At 55.5% G+C, this 15,311-nt stretch carries 14 protein-coding genes and 1 pseudogene; 8 read left to right on the top strand and 7 right to left on the bottom strand.

The window, feature by feature from the left end:
• Window positions 1-12: 12 nt before the first annotated feature.
• Together E6C60_RS03035 and E6C60_RS03030 are read right to left on the bottom strand one after the other, a co-directional pair.
• Window positions 13-783, bottom strand: coding sequence for a C40 family peptidase (locus E6C60_RS03035; RefSeq protein WP_233281116.1), 771 nt, complete (start codon window positions 781-783; stop codon window positions 13-15).
• 192 nt (window positions 784-975) lie between these two features.
• On the bottom strand, window positions 976-1,860 hold the full coding sequence (locus tag E6C60_RS03030; RefSeq protein WP_138224441.1) for an EamA family transporter: 885 nt from the start codon (window positions 1,858-1,860) through the stop codon (window positions 976-978).
• 276 nt (window positions 1,861-2,136) lie between these two features.
• On the opposite strand from E6C60_RS03030, the gene E6C60_RS03025 reads away from it, so the two are divergent.
• On the top strand, window positions 2,137-2,832 hold the full coding sequence (locus tag E6C60_RS03025) for a response regulator transcription factor (protein ID WP_138224439.1): 696 nt from the start codon (window positions 2,137-2,139) through the stop codon (window positions 2,830-2,832).
• Window positions 2,829-4,346: a sensor histidine kinase gene (locus E6C60_RS03020; protein WP_138224437.1), complete on the top strand. Its 1,518-nt coding sequence runs from the start codon at window positions 2,829-2,831 to the stop codon at window positions 4,344-4,346. The genes E6C60_RS03025 and E6C60_RS03020 overlap by 4 nt, the downstream gene beginning before the upstream one ends.
• Here E6C60_RS03020 and E6C60_RS03015 read toward each other — a convergent pair.
• Window positions 4,340-5,479: an NADH-dependent flavin oxidoreductase gene (locus E6C60_RS03015; RefSeq protein ID WP_138227602.1), complete on the bottom strand. Its 1,140-nt coding sequence runs from the start codon at window positions 5,477-5,479 to the stop codon at window positions 4,340-4,342. The genes E6C60_RS03020 and E6C60_RS03015 overlap by 7 nt on opposite strands.
• 236 nt (window positions 5,480-5,715) lie before the next feature.
• Between E6C60_RS03015 and E6C60_RS03010 the strand changes: the two genes are divergently transcribed.
• Window positions 5,716-6,327, top strand: a complete 612-nt coding sequence (locus E6C60_RS03010) for a DedA family protein (RefSeq protein WP_138224435.1) — start codon at window positions 5,716-5,718, stop codon at window positions 6,325-6,327.
• 62 nt (window positions 6,328-6,389) lie between these two features.
• A complete protein-coding gene (locus tag E6C60_RS03005) occupies window positions 6,390-7,235 on the top strand; it encodes an undecaprenyl-diphosphate phosphatase (RefSeq protein WP_138224433.1) in 846 nt (281 codons plus the stop codon).
• Window positions 7,236-7,339: 104 nt separating this feature from the next.
• Here E6C60_RS03005 and E6C60_RS03000 read toward each other — a convergent pair whose 3' ends face one another.
• Both E6C60_RS03000 and E6C60_RS02995 read right to left on the bottom strand, forming a co-directional pair.
• Complete coding sequence (locus tag E6C60_RS03000; protein WP_138224431.1) at window positions 7,340-7,618, bottom strand: DUF2309 domain-containing protein; 279 nt, start codon at window positions 7,616-7,618, stop codon at window positions 7,340-7,342.
• 194 nt (window positions 7,619-7,812) lie between these two features.
• Window positions 7,813-8,248: pseudogene (locus E6C60_RS02995) on the bottom strand (transposase); the annotation flags it as partial.
• Between the two features lie 389 nt (window positions 8,249-8,637).
• Between E6C60_RS02995 and E6C60_RS02990 the strand changes: the two are divergent.
• Entirely contained in the window at window positions 8,638-10,053 is a 1,416-nt protein-coding gene (locus tag E6C60_RS02990; RefSeq protein WP_138227601.1) for an NAD-dependent malic enzyme, read from the top strand.
• A 112-nt stretch (window positions 10,054-10,165) separates the two neighbouring features.
• Here the strand turns inward: E6C60_RS02990 and E6C60_RS02985 are convergent, their stop codons facing one another.
• Together E6C60_RS02985 and E6C60_RS02980 are read right to left on the bottom strand one after the other, a co-directional pair.
• Window positions 10,166-10,924, bottom strand: coding sequence for a MerR family transcriptional regulator (locus tag E6C60_RS02985; protein ID WP_138224429.1), 759 nt, complete (start codon window positions 10,922-10,924; stop codon window positions 10,166-10,168).
• Window positions 10,925-11,077: 153 nt separating this feature from the next.
• Window positions 11,078-11,884 carry a hypothetical protein gene (locus E6C60_RS02980; RefSeq protein ID WP_138224427.1) on the bottom strand — a complete coding sequence of 269 codons (807 nt, stop codon included), beginning with the start codon at window positions 11,882-11,884 and terminating at the stop codon, window positions 11,078-11,080.
• A gap of 256 nt (window positions 11,885-12,140) precedes the next feature.
• Here E6C60_RS02980 and E6C60_RS02975 point away from each other — a divergent pair, with 256 nt between their 5' ends.
• The 3 genes from E6C60_RS02975 to E6C60_RS02965 are packed head-to-tail and all read left to right on the top strand — an operon-like array spanning window position 12,141 to window position 15,157.
• Entirely contained in the window at window positions 12,141-13,304 is a 1,164-nt protein-coding gene (locus tag E6C60_RS02975; protein ID WP_138227600.1) for a Gfo/Idh/MocA family protein, read from the top strand.
• 21 nt (window positions 13,305-13,325) lie between these two features.
• A complete protein-coding gene (locus tag E6C60_RS02970) occupies window positions 13,326-14,054 on the top strand; it encodes a ThuA domain-containing protein (RefSeq protein WP_138224425.1) in 729 nt (242 codons plus the stop codon).
• 38 nt (window positions 14,055-14,092) lie between these two features.
• On the top strand, window positions 14,093-15,157 hold the full coding sequence (locus E6C60_RS02965) for a Gfo/Idh/MocA family protein (RefSeq protein WP_138224423.1): 1,065 nt from the start codon (window positions 14,093-14,095) through the stop codon (window positions 15,155-15,157).
• Window positions 15,158-15,311 lie beyond the last annotated feature (154 nt).

Raw genomic sequence — 15,311 nt, 5'->3', positions numbered from 1 at the left:
GATTAAGAGGCTTTATAGCGGAGAGCCGCCAAACAGGAAGCGATACTTCCAGGAGCCGTCAAAGTCATCAACCATGACTCCCCCGGCTTGGCTGGAGTACGTGTGCAGCAGCTTGCCATCTCCCAGGTACATGGCGACATGGGTAATTCTCTGCGATGACTTGTTCACCCCGGCATACGCTGAAGCAGAAGAGCCCCGGTAGCTCATAAAGAATACCAGATCCCCGCGCTTCAACTGGCTGGTGCTGTACACCGCGGCCCCCTTCTCCTGAATGTAGGCACCCTGGGAGCGTGAGTCGGACGGAAGCTTCAGATCCGCTCCCTCCATAAAGATTTGACGCATCAGGTCCGAGCAGTCAAACGTGGTGGTTGTGCTGCGGCTCGATCCGTATTCATAGGGTGTGCCCAAATATTTCATGCCCGACTGAATGACCTTCTCGACGCTCGAGCTGCTCGACACGCCTTTAACCGACGTATTGGCCGCCTCAATGTATTTGGTGGAAGCATAACCCGTCGTCCCGTCTCCGGTACGAATGCGATACCAGTCGCCCGACTGCGCCAGAATGCTCACATCGTCGCCTTTATAAATCTTGTCCACAACCTTGCCTCCGGAAGAAGGCGTGCTGCGCAGATAGACATTGCCCGATGCCTCAGCTGAGGCGGCAGCCGCTGCCTGTTGTGCCGGACCAAAGGCAAAAGCCCCGGCGATCGCGACAGAAAGCAGCGCGCTTGTGCAGATTTTTTTCCACGGTTTGCTGGAGTTGTTCATCATGTTCAAGTTCATGTTCGGTATTCCTCCCAGATGTCTGATCGGGATATCCGGCCCCTCTCCGTACTCCCGCCCTCATTATATCGGGATGACATCCGGGCACGCATGCTACATTGTACATGGTTACCCACTCCACTTTTTACCAAAAACAAGGGACTAAAGTCTCTTTTATACCATTTATATGGTTGGATTACTGTTATTTAGCAGCTAACTTGCAGCCGAAGGCCGGGATCTTCTACGGTTGCCAATCACAATACCGCCCAAAATGAGCAGCACCCCCAGCCATTGCAGCCAGGCTACCGGCTCTCCCAGCACGAGAGCAGACATAGAAACGGCTACGGGCAGCTCGGAGGCCGTCAGTATAGTGCCAAGCCCCGGTCCGACATGCGGCATGCCGATGGAGAACAGCAGCGGCGGGAGCACGACGCCGAACAGACCCAGCAGAAATCCATAAGGAGCCACTCCGCTTACGGTCGAAAGGTCCAGGATAAAGACGGGCGGAAAGCATAGAAATACAGTGATCATGCCGCCTGTCGATAACAGCGCCGTCTTCAGCATTGCCGGTGTGTCTCTGCCGACTGCGCTGCTGAGAAAGATGAACGCCGTAAATGTGAGCGACGCCAGCAACGCCCAGAGAATGCCTGCTGCGGAAGCCGCAAGCCCCCCGCTCTGCAGAAGATTCGCTGCAAGCACCGAGCCGGCCAGCAGCACCAGAATGGACAAAAGCTTCTGCCTCGAAGGCTTATTCTTGTAGAACAGCCACTCAAACAGCGTGCCAATCCAGACAAACTGAAATAAGATGACGATGGCCAGCGACGCATTCAGCGTCTGCAGAGACTGATAATAGAAAATGCCGGTCAGGCCAAACGGAATGCCGGAGAGCAGCAGCTTAAGACTGGAGCGGGAGCGGGCTCGCTTTCTTCCGGTGATGATCACGGCGACCCAGGCGAGCAGTGCGCCCACCGCGTACTGGCTTCCCGTGACCTCGGTTACGGTAAAGCCTGCAGCATATGCCAGCTTGACCATGGTGGACAACACCCCATAGCAGCAGCCGCCCAAAAAAACAATCCATGCATAATGCCATCGCTTCATTGCTTCTTTCCCCTCTGAAATAAAATAGCCACACCACTGTCATTATATGACAATGGTGTGGCGAAAATAGAGCTAGCTCTAGAAAAGTCCACAGCCTCAATTTTAGAATTTCAACAATTATGAAGTATAGGATGGCGTCAAGCGCTTGTCAATCCTTTTATGGGCAGGAGCTATTCAGTATCGCTATGAGAAAATTTTTCTGTTTTTCATCTGCTTTTCAGCAAGCTCCGGTATGATAGGTGTAGCGATGGGTACAAGCACGGGAGGAATTAGTAAATGAAAGCATCTGCAGCCTTAGGCGGTGTCCGGATTTTGCTGGTGGACGATGAGCCGCATATTTTAGAATTTCTCGAAATGGGATTGATCGGGGAAGGATGTCAGATTAAGCTGGCGGACGACGGACGCAAGGCCTTGGCGGCGGCGGAAGCCTTTCAGCCGCATGTCATCATTCTGGACGTCATGCTCCCCGGCATGAACGGCATGGAGGTGTGCCGCGAGCTGAAGGCCGCCGGCAGCGACGCTGCCGTCATCATGCTGACGGCCCGCGATGAGGTCGGGGACCGTGTGGAGGGCCTGCGGATCGGCGCCGATGACTATATGGCCAAGCCCTTCAGCTTCGAAGAGCTGCTGGCCCGCATTCTGGCCCGAGTTCGGAATCAGTTTCCGGGACTGCTGGGCGAAGTAACTGCAGGCCCCTTCAGGCTGGATGACCGCAAACGCCGCATTACCTATGAAGGTACTCCACTGGCGCTCTCTCCAACAGAGTATGATCTGCTCAGGCTGCTCATACAGAAGAATGGCACCGTGCTCAGCAAGAGTAACATTTTAAGCCTCGTGTGGGATTATGATTTCGGGGGCCAGGACAATATTGTAGAGGTGTATATCCGCTCTCTGCGCGAGAAGCTTGGAGATAAGGAGCACCGGTTGATCCGCACGCTTCGGGGAGCCGGGTACCGGCTCGATCTGCCATGAGGAGGTACCTTCAGCGGCTGCGGGAGGGCCCCCGTTCTCTGCGGTATCAGCTGCTGTCCCGCTCCCTTCTCGTGCTGGCGGTGCTGCTGCTTATGATCGGTTTTGTTCAGTATGTGCTGATGCGAAGTGTCATTTATCAGAATCAGGCCGACATGATGCATGCCCAGCTGCGGAGTCTGTCGATGGACTTTCGCGAGATATGGATGACAGGCGGAGGGAGTGGCGGTACTGGCGGTGAAGCCCCGGTTCCCGGGGGAAGGAGCCGGAATAGAGAGACAGCAGAAGCTGCCGAGCCCTTGAATCGCAGGCCGCTCCTGCTGCTTCCGGACACCTCTCTGGCCTGGATCAGCAGGGAAGGGCAGCTTCAGGCTCTTCGCGACCACAGCTACGCCCCGCCCCAGCTGGGCCCTGAAGCTTATCTTGCGCTGATGTCGGCGGAAACCCGGCTTCCCGAGCTGTACCGGCTGGTTGATGGACCGGATGGCACTAAGCAGCTAGTCGTGTTCCGGCTGATCGGGAGCCCCGCCCAGCCGCAGGGTTTAATGCAGCTGGGTGTAAGTGCAGCTCCGTTGCAGGACGTCATCATGCGCCAGCTGATGACCTTTGGCGTATTGTCTCTGCTTGCTCTTGCCGGGGGAGTCGCCTTGTATCTGCCCCTGCTGCGCCGAACCCTGACTCCCCTTGATAATATGGTGGCTGCGGTGCAGCGGACCGGGGCACAGACGCTGAATGAGAAATTCCCGGCTTCTCAGGGCCAGGTTGAAATTGACCGCCTTGCGCAATCGTTCAACGGGATGCTTGAGCGGCTGGAGCACTCATTCCGGGCAGAGGTGGAGGCTAAGGAGGGAATGCGCAGATTCATCGCGGATGCTTCGCATGAGCTGCGTACCCCGTTGACGTCTATTCACGGCTTCCTGGAGGTGCTGCTGCGGGGGCATGTCAGTCCGGCCCAGCTGGAGGCCGCTTTGCGGAGTATGCACGGAGAATCCGGCCGAATGAAGAAGCTGATCGAGGATCTGCTGCTCCTGGCCCGCCTGGATCGTTCACCGGGCCTGGAGCTGCAGACAGTAAACCTCGCCGCCTTGATTGCTGAGGTGGAGCCCAGCCTGACCGTGCTTGCCGGTGATCGGCAGACCGTCTTTCAGCTTCAGAAGGAGCTGATTAGCGCCTGTGATCCCGACAAGTTCAAGCAGGTGCTGCTGAACCTGTTTCACAACGCGGTACAGCATACGGATCCCTCCACGGGCAGCATCACGGTCAAGCTGATCCGGACCCATAATGAGGCCGAGCTGAGCGTTTGGGATAACGGCTCCGGCATCCTTCCAGATGCCCTGCCCTATGTCTTTGACCGCTTCTACCGAAGCGACGTCTCCCGAGCCCGTAAATCGGGGGGCTCGGGCCTTGGGCTAGCGATCTCCCGCTCCATTGTGGAAGCCCACGGCGGCATGATTGCGGTTGAAAGCACACCCGGTGAAGGCAGTGTGTTTCGCGTCCGCCTGGCCCTTGTTCAGTGAGCTTCATTGCGGTCCCGAACCGGGAACCAGCCTGGCACGTTCATGATGGCATTCCACAGCGCGTCAGGCACGACCAACTCCTCCTGGTCCTCCGGGCCGACGGTAGTGCGGATGCTCTCTTCCCGGCCTTCTTCGACCTTCTGTACCCAGTCCGGCTCTACAATGAGCTCACGGCCCAAGGCTACCAGCGCCGAGCCTGCTGCAAGCACCTCCATCGCCTGCTCCGGGGTATGCACCGAGCCGACGCCAATCAGCGGCTTCCGCGTACCAATCGTATCCAGCAGCAGCGCAAGCGTGGTCTTTGTCACATCCGGGCCTGTTCTTGGCTTGATGGTGTAGTCCATCAGGGACACATGGAGATAATCCAGCGGCTCTTCCGCCAGCTTATCCACTAAAGCCAGAGTATCATCCAGGGTAAAGCCCGGCGTTGTTGCCTCTTCCGGAGAGAAGCGGTACCCGACGGCAAACGGACGGTCAGCCTTTTTCCGTACCACATCGGTGACCTCCTTCACTACAGCCAGCGGAAATGCCATTCTCTTCTCCAGGCTGCCGCCCCATTCATCTTCTCTGCGGTTTGAATGCGTAGAGAAGAACTGGTGGATGAGATAGCCGTTCGCTCCGTGAATCTCGACACCATCATAGCCGGCCTCGATGGCCCGGCGTGTCGTCTCGCCGAAATCGGAGATAATGTCCCGAATCTCTTCATCTGACAGACTGCGAGGCTGTACGCCGCCGCCCCGCTCCTCCGAGGCCACTGCACTGGCACTGACGACGTCGCCGTTCACAAGCTCGGGCGGGCAGGAGCGTCCTCCGTGGAAGATCTGCAGGATGGCTTTGGCGCCTCCCGAATGAATGGTGTCTGCCAGCTGGGCCAGACTGGATGTCATCTCATCACTATGGCCGCCGAATTCACCGGGAAAGCCCTTGCCATTTACCGATACATAGGTGCAGGCGGTAATAACCGCCCCTACTCCGGCTGAGCGCCTTGCATAATATTGCAGCTCCTGCGGGGACACGGTGCCGTCCTCGTGAGAAGCATAATTTGTCATCGGCGCCATGACCAGGCGGTTATGCAATTGAAGTCCTGATTGAAGCTGTACAGGCTCAAGTAATGCTTTAAAGGCTTTATTCATCATGTTTAAGTATCCCTCCAGATTTATAAGATGAAGACCAAAAGTATAATACCCCAGCCTCATTACAGCATACCCTTAATTCGCACAAGATTGCCAACTTCGACACAAACCGGCTGGAATGGAGCCTTTTCCGGCTAGAGCTGGCCTGTGCTGCTCCTCCCTACTATCCATGTCAGCCAGGCAGCTATATAATAGAATAGGCTTTGCGGCCATAACGGATTCAGAGGTGATGCCACTTGGAGAACTGGATTACACAATTTACCGAGCAGTATGGATACTGGGGCGTATTTCTTATGATGGCCCTGGAAAATATATTTCCTCCCATTCCGTCGGAGGTGATCCTGACCTTCAGCGGTTTTATGACGACGTACACCGAGCTGACCGCCCCGGGCGTTGTTCTTACGGCAACACTGGGCTCCGTCTTCGGTGCATGTATACTGTACGGCATCGGGCTGCTGCTGGATGTAGAGCGGCTGGAGAAGCTAGTAGATCGATGGGGGCATATACTCCGCGTCAAACATGAGGATATTTACCGCGCAGACCGCTGGTTCGACAGGTACGGTTACTGGACGGTGTTATTCTGTCGCATGGTTCCCCTCATTCGAAGCCTCATCTCGATTCCGGCCGGCATGTCCAATATGAAATTCGGCATGTTTCTGCTGTTTACTACCCTTGGCACCCTGATCTGGAACATCATCCTGGTCATGCTGGGCTCTGTCCTTGGCGACGCCTGGGAGGACATCGTGGCTTTTATGGATGTATATTCATACATAGCGTATGGCTTGATTGCAGCAGCAGGCGTGTTTGCGGTCATTCTGTTCATTCGCAAATTCAAGAAGTCGGCCTAGAATCAAGAAGACAGACGGCTTGTTCAGATAGTTCATTTGAATGAAGGAGAGTTGGGATTACGATGGATTTTGTATTATTTATGAAGGCCGTCATTCTCGGAATGGTGGAGGGCTTGACCGAATTTGCGCCGGTCTCCTCCACCGGACACATGATTATTATGGACGACATGTGGCTGAAATCAGAGGAGTTTCTGGGGAAATACGTTGCGAACACCTTTAAGGTCGTCGTCCAGCTGGGCTCTATCCTTGCCGTCGTTATCGTCTTCTGGAGCCGGTTTATGGATCTGCTGGGCATCCGCCGGAAGCAGCCGGCGCCGGGGGCGGAGCATGGCAGACGCCTGAAGCTCGCGCAGGTCATCGTCGGCCTGCTGCCAGCAGGGCTGCTGGGTGTGTTCTTCGAGGATATTATTGATGAATATCTGTTCTCGGTGGAGACGGTGATGATCGGCCTTGCCGCCGGGGCGGTGCTGATGATTGTCGCCGACCGCTTCAGCCGCCGGGAGCCACAAGTGACGACCGTTGATCAGATGACCTACAAGCAGGCACTCGGGGTCGGGCTGTTCCAATGCCTGTCGGTCATTCTACCGGGCTTCTCCCGTTCGGGCTCCACCATTTCCGGTGGTGTCATGCTGGGGATGAGTCACCGCGCAGCCGCCGACTTTACGTTCATTATGGCTGTGCCGATTATGTTTGGCGCAAGCCTTATTTCCCTGGTCAAAAACCTGGAGTATTTCTCCATGAGCGCCCTTCCCTTTTTCATCGCGGGCTTTATCAGTGCATTTCTGTTTGCCCTCATCTCAATTCGCTTCTTCCTGAAGCTGATCAACCGGATCAAGCTGGTGCCGTTTGCCATCTATAGACTGGTGCTCGCTGCCGTGATCTTTATTGTATGGATCCAGGTGAAATAAAGGCTTCGCCAGGACATCCTGGCTGCACCGCACACGAAATAGAGCCGTCCTCCGGATTGCAGTAATCCGGAGGACGGCTCTTTTGACGAGGGATGCAGAGTTGTCTAGTCGAGATAGCCTGCGAGCCCTTTGGACACCAGGTAGTCCATCTCGCTGTCCAGAATTTGCTCTACGACAAGCTCGCTGAGAGAGACGTCCCGCTGCTCCAGCACATAATCCACCAGGTCGTCGCTGTCAATATCGACCTCACCCTTGGCGCCCTGATGCGCTTTTTGCAGATAAGCCTCCTCATGCTTCAGCACAAGACGGATATCTCCCACCGCCGCACCCGTCCGGGACGCGATAAATTGTTCCAGCTCCTGCTTGTTTAATGATTGCTCCATAGCTGCATGTCTCCTGTCTTTAATTAGCGTTGGATTCAGACTCAAAGAATAGAATAACTTACTTCCTATGCGCCTACAAATAGACAAGGTGTTCTTATCTAAATACGATTCTAGCTGCAAAAGACTTTAATATAAAAAAAGGGGCACCGAGCTCGCAATAAAAGCGAGCACGGTGCCCCTATTTTCGGTTTCTTTCAGCTTCCTAATGTAAAGATTCGTTTCAGATTCACCACGAATATAGCCATTGCTCCTTGCATATGCATGCCGGATAGACCCGAGGATGTGGCCATATCATACCCGTGTCTGTGCTTGAGTCCGCTGTTGTTCGCTTCAATTTTGTAGCGCTTTTTGGCTTTTTCTTTGAAAGCCTCACTTTCCTGAAACGCCATTTGTTCGGCGTGCACCCCGGATTTAATGGTGACGGAGTACGTCTTGCTCTTGGCGCCCTCCTTGTAACATCCCTCTTTCAAGGGACACCTCTTGCACTGCTCTACATCAAAGTAGTAGGTGTCGGCTTGGTTCTTGCCCGTCTCCTTCTTGCGTCCCCCTTGCGATCAGGTTGTCTTTCTCCGAATACGCCGTGTCGCCAATCACGGTCTTTACAGTTACTCCAGCCGCGACACTTTTTTTGTCTTTAGGCACGATCAGGTCATACAAGGACGTGTACGGGCTGAATGAAAACGAAGGTTGATTCTGGAACAAAGGGCTTCCATCCTTTCTATCTTAACGGTTTTGCAGTAGATGACGAAGGAGCGGAGGGAAGAGGGAGGCTGGAGAAGCGGAGCGCTCGCCTTTGTCCCCGAATTTCATCCGCCAAGCGGTATGAACAAGAAATCTGGGGACAACAGCGATCGGAAGCCCCTCTTCCTGCAGCGACCACGCCTTCGTTGGCGGATACACCATCTTTTGGGTTGAGTAGTAGCGGGCTCCTTTTCTTAGTTGAATTAAAAGCAGGGATTGGCATGCAGGATCTAGAAGGTATTATCGCAAGACTGATCCTATTTACTCGGGAGGTTGCTATGAAGCATACAGGACTCGGAGGCAAAAGTATTATCCTCAGACTTGAAATGGACACGAACCGGATCAAATTCGGCCAGGTCGCTTCGGCAGTTTCGGAAGCCGGTGGAGATATGGTAGCGATTGACGTCATTCAGTCCACTGGCTACACCACCGTCAGGGACATTACGATTACCGTAACCGACAGCGCGCATATCAGCAAAGTTACAGATACGGTCAAGAGCCTGGACGGCGTCCGGCTTGTGAACATTTCCGACCGTACCTTTCTTATGCATCTGGGCGGCAAGATCGAGACCAACCCCAAAGTACCGATCAACAACCGGGATGATCTGTCCAGGGTGTATACTCCGGATGTCGCGCGCGTCTGTACCGCCATTCAGGAGGATCCTAAGAAAGCGCATACACTTACAATAAAAAGAAACACGGTTGCCGTGATCTCCGACGGCAGCGCCGTGCTGGGGCTCGGCAATATCGGCCCGTACGCCGCCATGCCGGTCATGGAGGGCAAGTCGATGCTCTTCAAGCAATTTGCAGGTGTGGATTCTTTTCCGATCTGCCTGGATACCCAGGATACGGAAGAGATTATCGCCTCAATCAAGGCGATTGCTCCTGCTTTTGGGGGCATCAATCTGGAGGATATCGCCTCTCCGCGCTGCTTCGAGATTGAAGCGCGTCTGCGGGAGGAGCTCGATATCCCTGTCTTCCACGATGACCAGCACGGCACCGCCGTGGTGCTGCACGCTGCCCTGATTAATGCTTTGAAGGTGGTCGATAAGCCCCTGGACCAGGTTAAGGTCGTGATCTGCGGCATCGGAGCCGCCGGGGTTGCCTGCAGCAAGATTCTGCTCGCTGCCGGTGTCGGCGAGCTGATCGGAGTGGATCGTGCTGGAGCTCTGACCCGCGACAAATCCTACGATCAGGCCATGTGGCAGTGGTACGCGGAGCACACGAACCCCAAGAGACTGGATGGCCCCCTGAAGGATGTAATCCAGGGTGCCGACGTATTTATCGGCTTGTCCGCCGGAGGCGTACTGAGCCGGGAGGATGTTCAATCTATGGCGGAGCGGCCGGTCGTCTTCGCCATGGCGAACCCGGTGCCGGAAATCCAGCCGGAGGAGGTTGAGGACATCGCTGCTGTCATTGCAACCGGCCGCTCGGATTATCCGAACCAGATCAACAATGTACTGTGCTTCCCCGGCATTTTCCGCGCTGCACTGGATTGCCGGGCGTCCACCATCAACGAGGAGATGAAGCTGGCGGCGGCGGAAGCGATTGCCTCTGCCGTTCCTGCGGAAGAACTGAATGCCTCGTACATCATTCCGAGCGTCTTCAACCAGAATGTGGTCAAGGCCATTCGCGAGCGGGTGGTCAAGGCTGCCGTGCAGAGCGGCGTAGCGCGAAGAATTCCGCGGGAATAAAGAGGCCGTTTCTCTTGTAATCCGCCTCCCCTGCAAGTGTAAAGCTGATATAGCCCTCCTTGGCCTGCCTGATGATGACAGGCAGGCCAAGGAGGGCTTTTTAAATACTGATTTATTGACCGGTATAGACCAAGATCGCGTCTCTCAAAAAAGCCGCCGTGCCCGGCTGCTCCTGATCATAGTAGGCGGTGAACCGCTCGTCATCCACATACATCTGTGCAAGCCCTGCATGGGCCTCCTTGCTGTAGCTGTCCCAGTAAAAGCACAGCCAGCGCTTGTGCAGCTCCGCTGCCTGCTGAGCCTGCTCTCCGGCCGGGTCACCCGACTGGATCGCTGTCGCCAGCGTTGCCTTCAGCTGCTGCTCCAGCGCTGTTACGGCTTCATATTGCTCCGGCGACATGCCCTGAAGCTTGTGATTGGCCCGCGAAACCGTCTCCTCCCCGTACTTCGTCCGAAGCTCTTCCCCGTATTTCCTCTCATTCTCCTCCACCTGCTGACGCTTAAACCCTTCAAATTTGTCTACATCACGCATCGTCATGCTCCCTTCTGCTGCAGCAATGCTGCGCTCTACATTCTGAATCAAGAGGTCCAGCCGCTGCTTCTGTCCTAGCAGCTGCTCCCGATGTCCCTTCAGCGCGGCGAGGCTGTCAAAGCCCGGCGCATCCAGCAGCTCCTGGATGGTATCCAGCGGCAGAGAGAGCTCGCGGTAAAACATAATCTGCTGCAATCGCTCGACCTCCCTGCGGCTGTATATCCGGTAGCCGGAGGAGCTGATCCGGTTCGGGTGCAGCAGCCCGATCTCATCGTAATATCTCAAGGCTCTGGTACTCACACCCGCCATCTCCGCGAGCTTCTGTATCGTATACTCCACTCTCGATCACCCCCTGGCTTTGATCATAAACCTTGACGCTGCGTTAAGGTCAACCCTTCTTTTTTATCGTTTATGTTTCCCTCTGAACAGAAACAAAAGGACCCCCGCTGGAATATCCAGACGGCGGTCCTCTTGGTAATACTTATCATCGGTTTACAGTTGTTCGTTTTCAGCGGCTTCAGCTTCAGCCCCGGTCTCCGATGCTCCGCGCTTTTTGTTTACCCACTTCTGCAGAGGCTCGGTCATCTGCTCCTTCAGCTGCTCAATCAGCTGCGATTCAGAGATGCCCTTGGCTTCAGCCAGCTCGGCCAGAGATTTGCCTTCCTTCAGCCCGGCCTTCAGCTCCTCCTCTGTCATGCCGAGAATGTCTGCAGCCTTAGTCAGGCTGCCGAATTTGAAGCCGCCCTTGCCGTGACCCCGGCCAGCCTCTCCTTTATCCTGGGCAAAGCCGGCCTGATCCACCATTGTTGCAACCCGCTCGCTGAGTTGCTCCTTCTGCTGTGCAGCCTGCTCCTCGGTAAGCTTTCCTTCGCTTTGGCGTGTGTCAATTTGTTCTGTGAATGCTGCAGTCAGCTTAGCCAGCAAATCCTCCCGGGCAACTCCCTGTCCGTCCGCAATCTCATTCAGCGTCTTGCCGGCTTTCAATTGCTCCATCAGCGCGCTTTGCTCCAGGCTCAATGCAGCCGCTGCCGTCTCAAGCATATTCATATGTCCGCCGTGGCCGCCTCGCTGGCCCTCCTGACCTCCCTGGAAGCCGCCGCGCTTCATGCCTTCTCTTGCAAAGCCTCTTCCCTCGCGCTCTATGGAAGCCTCTCCGCTGCCCGAATCCGTTACGGTCGTGCCTTGTTCCTGTACTGCTGCCGCAAAGGTCTGATTCTGCATATATCCAGCTCCGCCCAGCAACAATCCCGCCGCCATGGTTCCCGCCAATACTTTCAAGCTCAATGTTTTGTTGTTCATGTGAATCTCTCCTTTAGGGTTGAATGATCTTACAGTTCACAGTATAGGTTTCCAACCTGAAAAAAAGCTTAACGAAACCTGATGCCTTCCTTAACAGAAGCTGAATGTTTACTGAATGTCTGAAACCAGCAATTTTTGTCCAATGCCCAGCATAAAGTGGCGAGCGGATGGCGGAACGTTTTTTTATAATGAAGACGTTATCATGATATTGCCAGTGCGCTGCAGCCTATAGACATGCTTGAACGATAAGGAGGAGATGCTTGTGTCGCTGCGAGTTGGAATGATCGGTTATAAATTTATGGGTAAGGCCCACAGTAATGCATACCGGGCGCTGCCGATGTTCTTCCCGAAGGCAGCCAAGCCGGAGATGGCCGTCATCTGCGGCCGCGACGGTCAGGCCGTACAGGAGGCGGCAGACCGCTTCGGATGGGCGGAGTCCGAAACCGACTGGCGGGCCCTCATTGCCCGAGACGATATTGACATTATTGATATTAATGCGCCCAGTGATGCCCACAAGGAGATTGCTTTGGCGGCCGCTCAGGCCGGAAAGCATATTTTCTGTGAGAAGCCGCTGGCGCTAAGCCTGAAGGATGCCCGGGAGATGCTTCAGGCTGCGGAGACTGCCGGCATCAAGCACATGACGGGCTTCAACTACCGCTTCTCCCCGGCCGTACAGCTGGTCAAAAAGCTGATTACAAGCGGACGTCTGGGGCAGATTTATCACTTCCGGGCCTGGTTCCTGCAGGACTGGATTCTCGACCCCAGCTTTCCGCTCGTCTGGCGCCTGCAGAAGGAGATCGCCGGCTCCGGCTCCCATGGTGATCTGGGGGCGCATCTGATCGATCTTGCCCATTACCTCGTCGGGGATCTGGAAGAGGTTATCGGCATGAGCGAAACGTTTATTAAGGAGCGTCCGCTCGCCGCCGAAATGACCGGGCTGAGTGCCAAGGGCAGCGCAGACGGTCCCAAGGGCGAAGTCACCGTAGATGATGCGACACTGTTCCTGAGCCGGTTCAAGAACGGCGCACTGGGCAGCTTTGAGGCAACCCGGTTTGCTGCAGGACATCGCTCGACCAATGCCTTTGAGATCAACGGCAGCCTGGGCAGCGTACGATTTGATTTTGAGCGGATGAATGAGCTGGAGGTTTATTTCACCTCGGATGCCGAGGACGTGCAGGGCTTCCGGCGCGTGCTGGCCACCGATCCTGCCCATGCGTATGCGGAGGCCTGGTGGCCGCCGGGTCATACGATCGGGTTCGAGCACACCTTTATCCATGAATTCCTGGAATTCACGACAGCTATTCAGGAGAATCGCCAGCCCGAGCCGAGCTTTGCAGATGGTGTGAAGTGTCAGGCTGTGCTGGAGGCTGTGGACCGCTCTATCGCGGAACGCCGCTGGGTATCCATTTCGGAAATGTAGAACACAGGAGAGTGAAACGACATGAAAAAAGCATTGATCGTATGGGGCGGCTGGGATGGACATGAGCCCGAGCAGGTCGCAGGTATTTTTGAAGAAATCTTGAAAGAGCATGAGTTTGAGGTCGAGGTGTCCAACACGCTGGATGCCTTCGCAGATGCCGCCCGGCTGAAGGAGCTGGATCTGATCGTTCCGGTCTGGACGATGGGCGAGATTAAAGAGGAATATGTCAAAAATGTTTCGGAAGCCGTCCAAAGCGGCACCGGACTTGCCGGCTGCCATGGCGGCATGTGCGATGCATTCCGTACGAATGTAGACTGGCAGTTTATGACCGGTGGACAATGGGTAGCACATCCCGGCAATGACGGCGTTGAGTATACGGTCGAAATCCGGCACAGCTCAAGTCCCTTGGTGCACGGAATGTCCCACTTCAAGGTCGTATCCGAGCAGTATTACCTGCACGTCGATCCTGCAGTGGATGTTCTCGCCTCTACCCGATTCCCCCTGGCAGACGGCCCGCACCGCCTGAATAACCCGGTCGATATGCCGGTTGTGTGGACCAAGCGCTGGGGCGTTGGACGCGTGTACTATAACGCGCTGGGCCATCAGGCAAACATCGTCGAGATGCCGCAGGTGAAGGAGTTAATGAGACGCGGCCTGCTGTGGGCAGCGGAAGGCAAACAGGCACCGGAAGCCATGGAAGCCGCCCAATCTCAAGGAACCTACACCGGGATGAGCGACAGCCAGCTGTAAATGCATTACACCTCATTCATTTAGGAGCTGAAATCAACATGAGCAAATTAAAGACAGGTATTATAGGCTGCGGCAACATCAGCGGCATTTATATGGAGAATATCCCAAGCTTTGATTCACTGGAAATTGTAGCCTGTGCGGATCTTGATGTGGAGCGGGCTCGCAGCCAGGCGGAGAAGTACGGGATCCCGGCAGCCTGCACGCCGCAGGAGCTGTTGGATCATCCCGATATTGATCTGATCATTAACCTGACCATTCCCGGCGCGCACGGCGACGTATGCCTGATGGCTCTGGAGGCCGGCAAGCATGTGTACGTCGAGAAGCCGTTGACGCTGACACTAGAGCAGGGGCGTCAGGTGCTGGAAACGGCCGCAGCGAAGGGCCTGTATGTAGGCGGCGCTCCGGATACCTTCCTCGGCGCCGGACTGCAGACCGCACTGAAGCTATTGAAGGATGGCGTGATCGGACGTCCGATCTCGGCGACCGCTTTCATGATGGGCCGCGGTCACGAGCACTGGCATCCCGATCCGGAGTTCTATTATGCCGAGGGCGGCGGTCCTATGTTTGATATGGGACCGTACTACCTGACCGCACTGGTGCAGCTGATGGGACCGATTCGTACCGTAGCCGGCATGACCAGCAAAGCATTTGAGAAGCGTGTCATTACGAGTGAGAAGAAAAAAGGGGCCGAAATCCCGGTTGAGATTCCGACCCACGTGACGGGGACACTCGCCTTTGAAAGCGGGGCGATTGCGACGATGATTACGAGCTTTGATATATTCGGCGGCAGCTCGCTGCCTCCCATCGAGGTTCACGGAACCCAGGGCAGCCTGAGAGTGCCCGATCCGAACTCGTTCGGCGGCACCGTACAATACAAGAAGCTCGGCGATGAGGAATGGACCGAGGTGCCGCTGATCGAAGGCATGGCTGCAAATGGCCGCGGGCTGGGCCCGGCCGACATGGCACAGGCTATTCTGGAGGGACGGCGGCATCAGGCCAGCGGTGAGCTGGCGTACCATGTGCTGGAAGCCATGTGGGCCTTCCATTTGTCTTCAGACTCCGGCAGCTTCTACGACATGAAGAGTTCATATACCCCAGTATAAGGAGCATGTATAGCGCACGGCGGTGACGGGATTTCTTCCTGAAGCTGCCGTGTTTCTTTGTGTGGTGATTGTTCTGGCCGCCAGCTACTGGACAAAAACGCCCCTGCTCTCTATGATGGAATGGACATGGTTAACAAGCAGTATTGCCCACGAA

The organism is Paenibacillus algicola (genome assembly GCF_005577435.1).
In the GTDB taxonomy this organism is placed as follows: Bacteria; Bacillota; Bacilli; order Paenibacillales; family Paenibacillaceae; genus Paenibacillus_AQ; species Paenibacillus_AQ algicola.
This window is presented reverse-complemented; position numbering and strand designations above follow the sequence as displayed.

What these genes read in the sequence shown, in the direction of transcription:
- E6C60_RS03035 (WP_233281116.1), bottom strand. Translation starts at nt 783, where the DNA reads ATGAACTTGAACATGATGAACAACTCCAGCAAACCGTGGAAAAAAATC.
- E6C60_RS03030 (WP_138224441.1), bottom strand. Translation starts at nt 1,860, where the DNA reads ATGAAGCGATGGCATTATGCATGGATTGTTTTTTTGGGCGGCTGCTGC.
- E6C60_RS03025 (WP_138224439.1), top strand. Translation starts at nt 2,137, where the DNA reads ATGAAAGCATCTGCAGCCTTAGGCGGTGTCCGGATTTTGCTGGTGGAC.
- E6C60_RS03020 (WP_138224437.1), top strand. Translation starts at nt 2,829, where the DNA reads ATGAGGAGGTACCTTCAGCGGCTGCGGGAGGGCCCCCGTTCTCTGCGG.
- E6C60_RS03015 (WP_138227602.1), bottom strand. Translation starts at nt 5,479, where the DNA reads ATGAATAAAGCCTTTAAAGCATTACTTGAGCCTGTACAGCTTCAATCA.
- E6C60_RS03005 (WP_138224433.1), top strand. Translation starts at nt 6,390, where the DNA reads ATGGATTTTGTATTATTTATGAAGGCCGTCATTCTCGGAATGGTGGAG.
- E6C60_RS03000 (WP_138224431.1), bottom strand. Translation starts at nt 7,618, where the DNA reads ATGGAGCAATCATTAAACAAGCAGGAGCTGGAACAATTTATCGCGTCC.
- E6C60_RS02990 (WP_138227601.1), top strand. Translation starts at nt 8,638, where the DNA reads ATGAAGCATACAGGACTCGGAGGCAAAAGTATTATCCTCAGACTTGAA.
- E6C60_RS02980 (WP_138224427.1), bottom strand. Translation starts at nt 11,884, where the DNA reads ATGAACAACAAAACATTGAGCTTGAAAGTATTGGCGGGAACCATGGCG.
- E6C60_RS02975 (WP_138227600.1), top strand. Translation starts at nt 12,141, where the DNA reads ATGCTTGTGTCGCTGCGAGTTGGAATGATCGGTTATAAATTTATGGGT.
- E6C60_RS02970 (WP_138224425.1), top strand. Translation starts at nt 13,326, where the DNA reads ATGAAAAAAGCATTGATCGTATGGGGCGGCTGGGATGGACATGAGCCC.
- E6C60_RS02965 (WP_138224423.1), top strand. Translation starts at nt 14,093, where the DNA reads ATGAGCAAATTAAAGACAGGTATTATAGGCTGCGGCAACATCAGCGGC.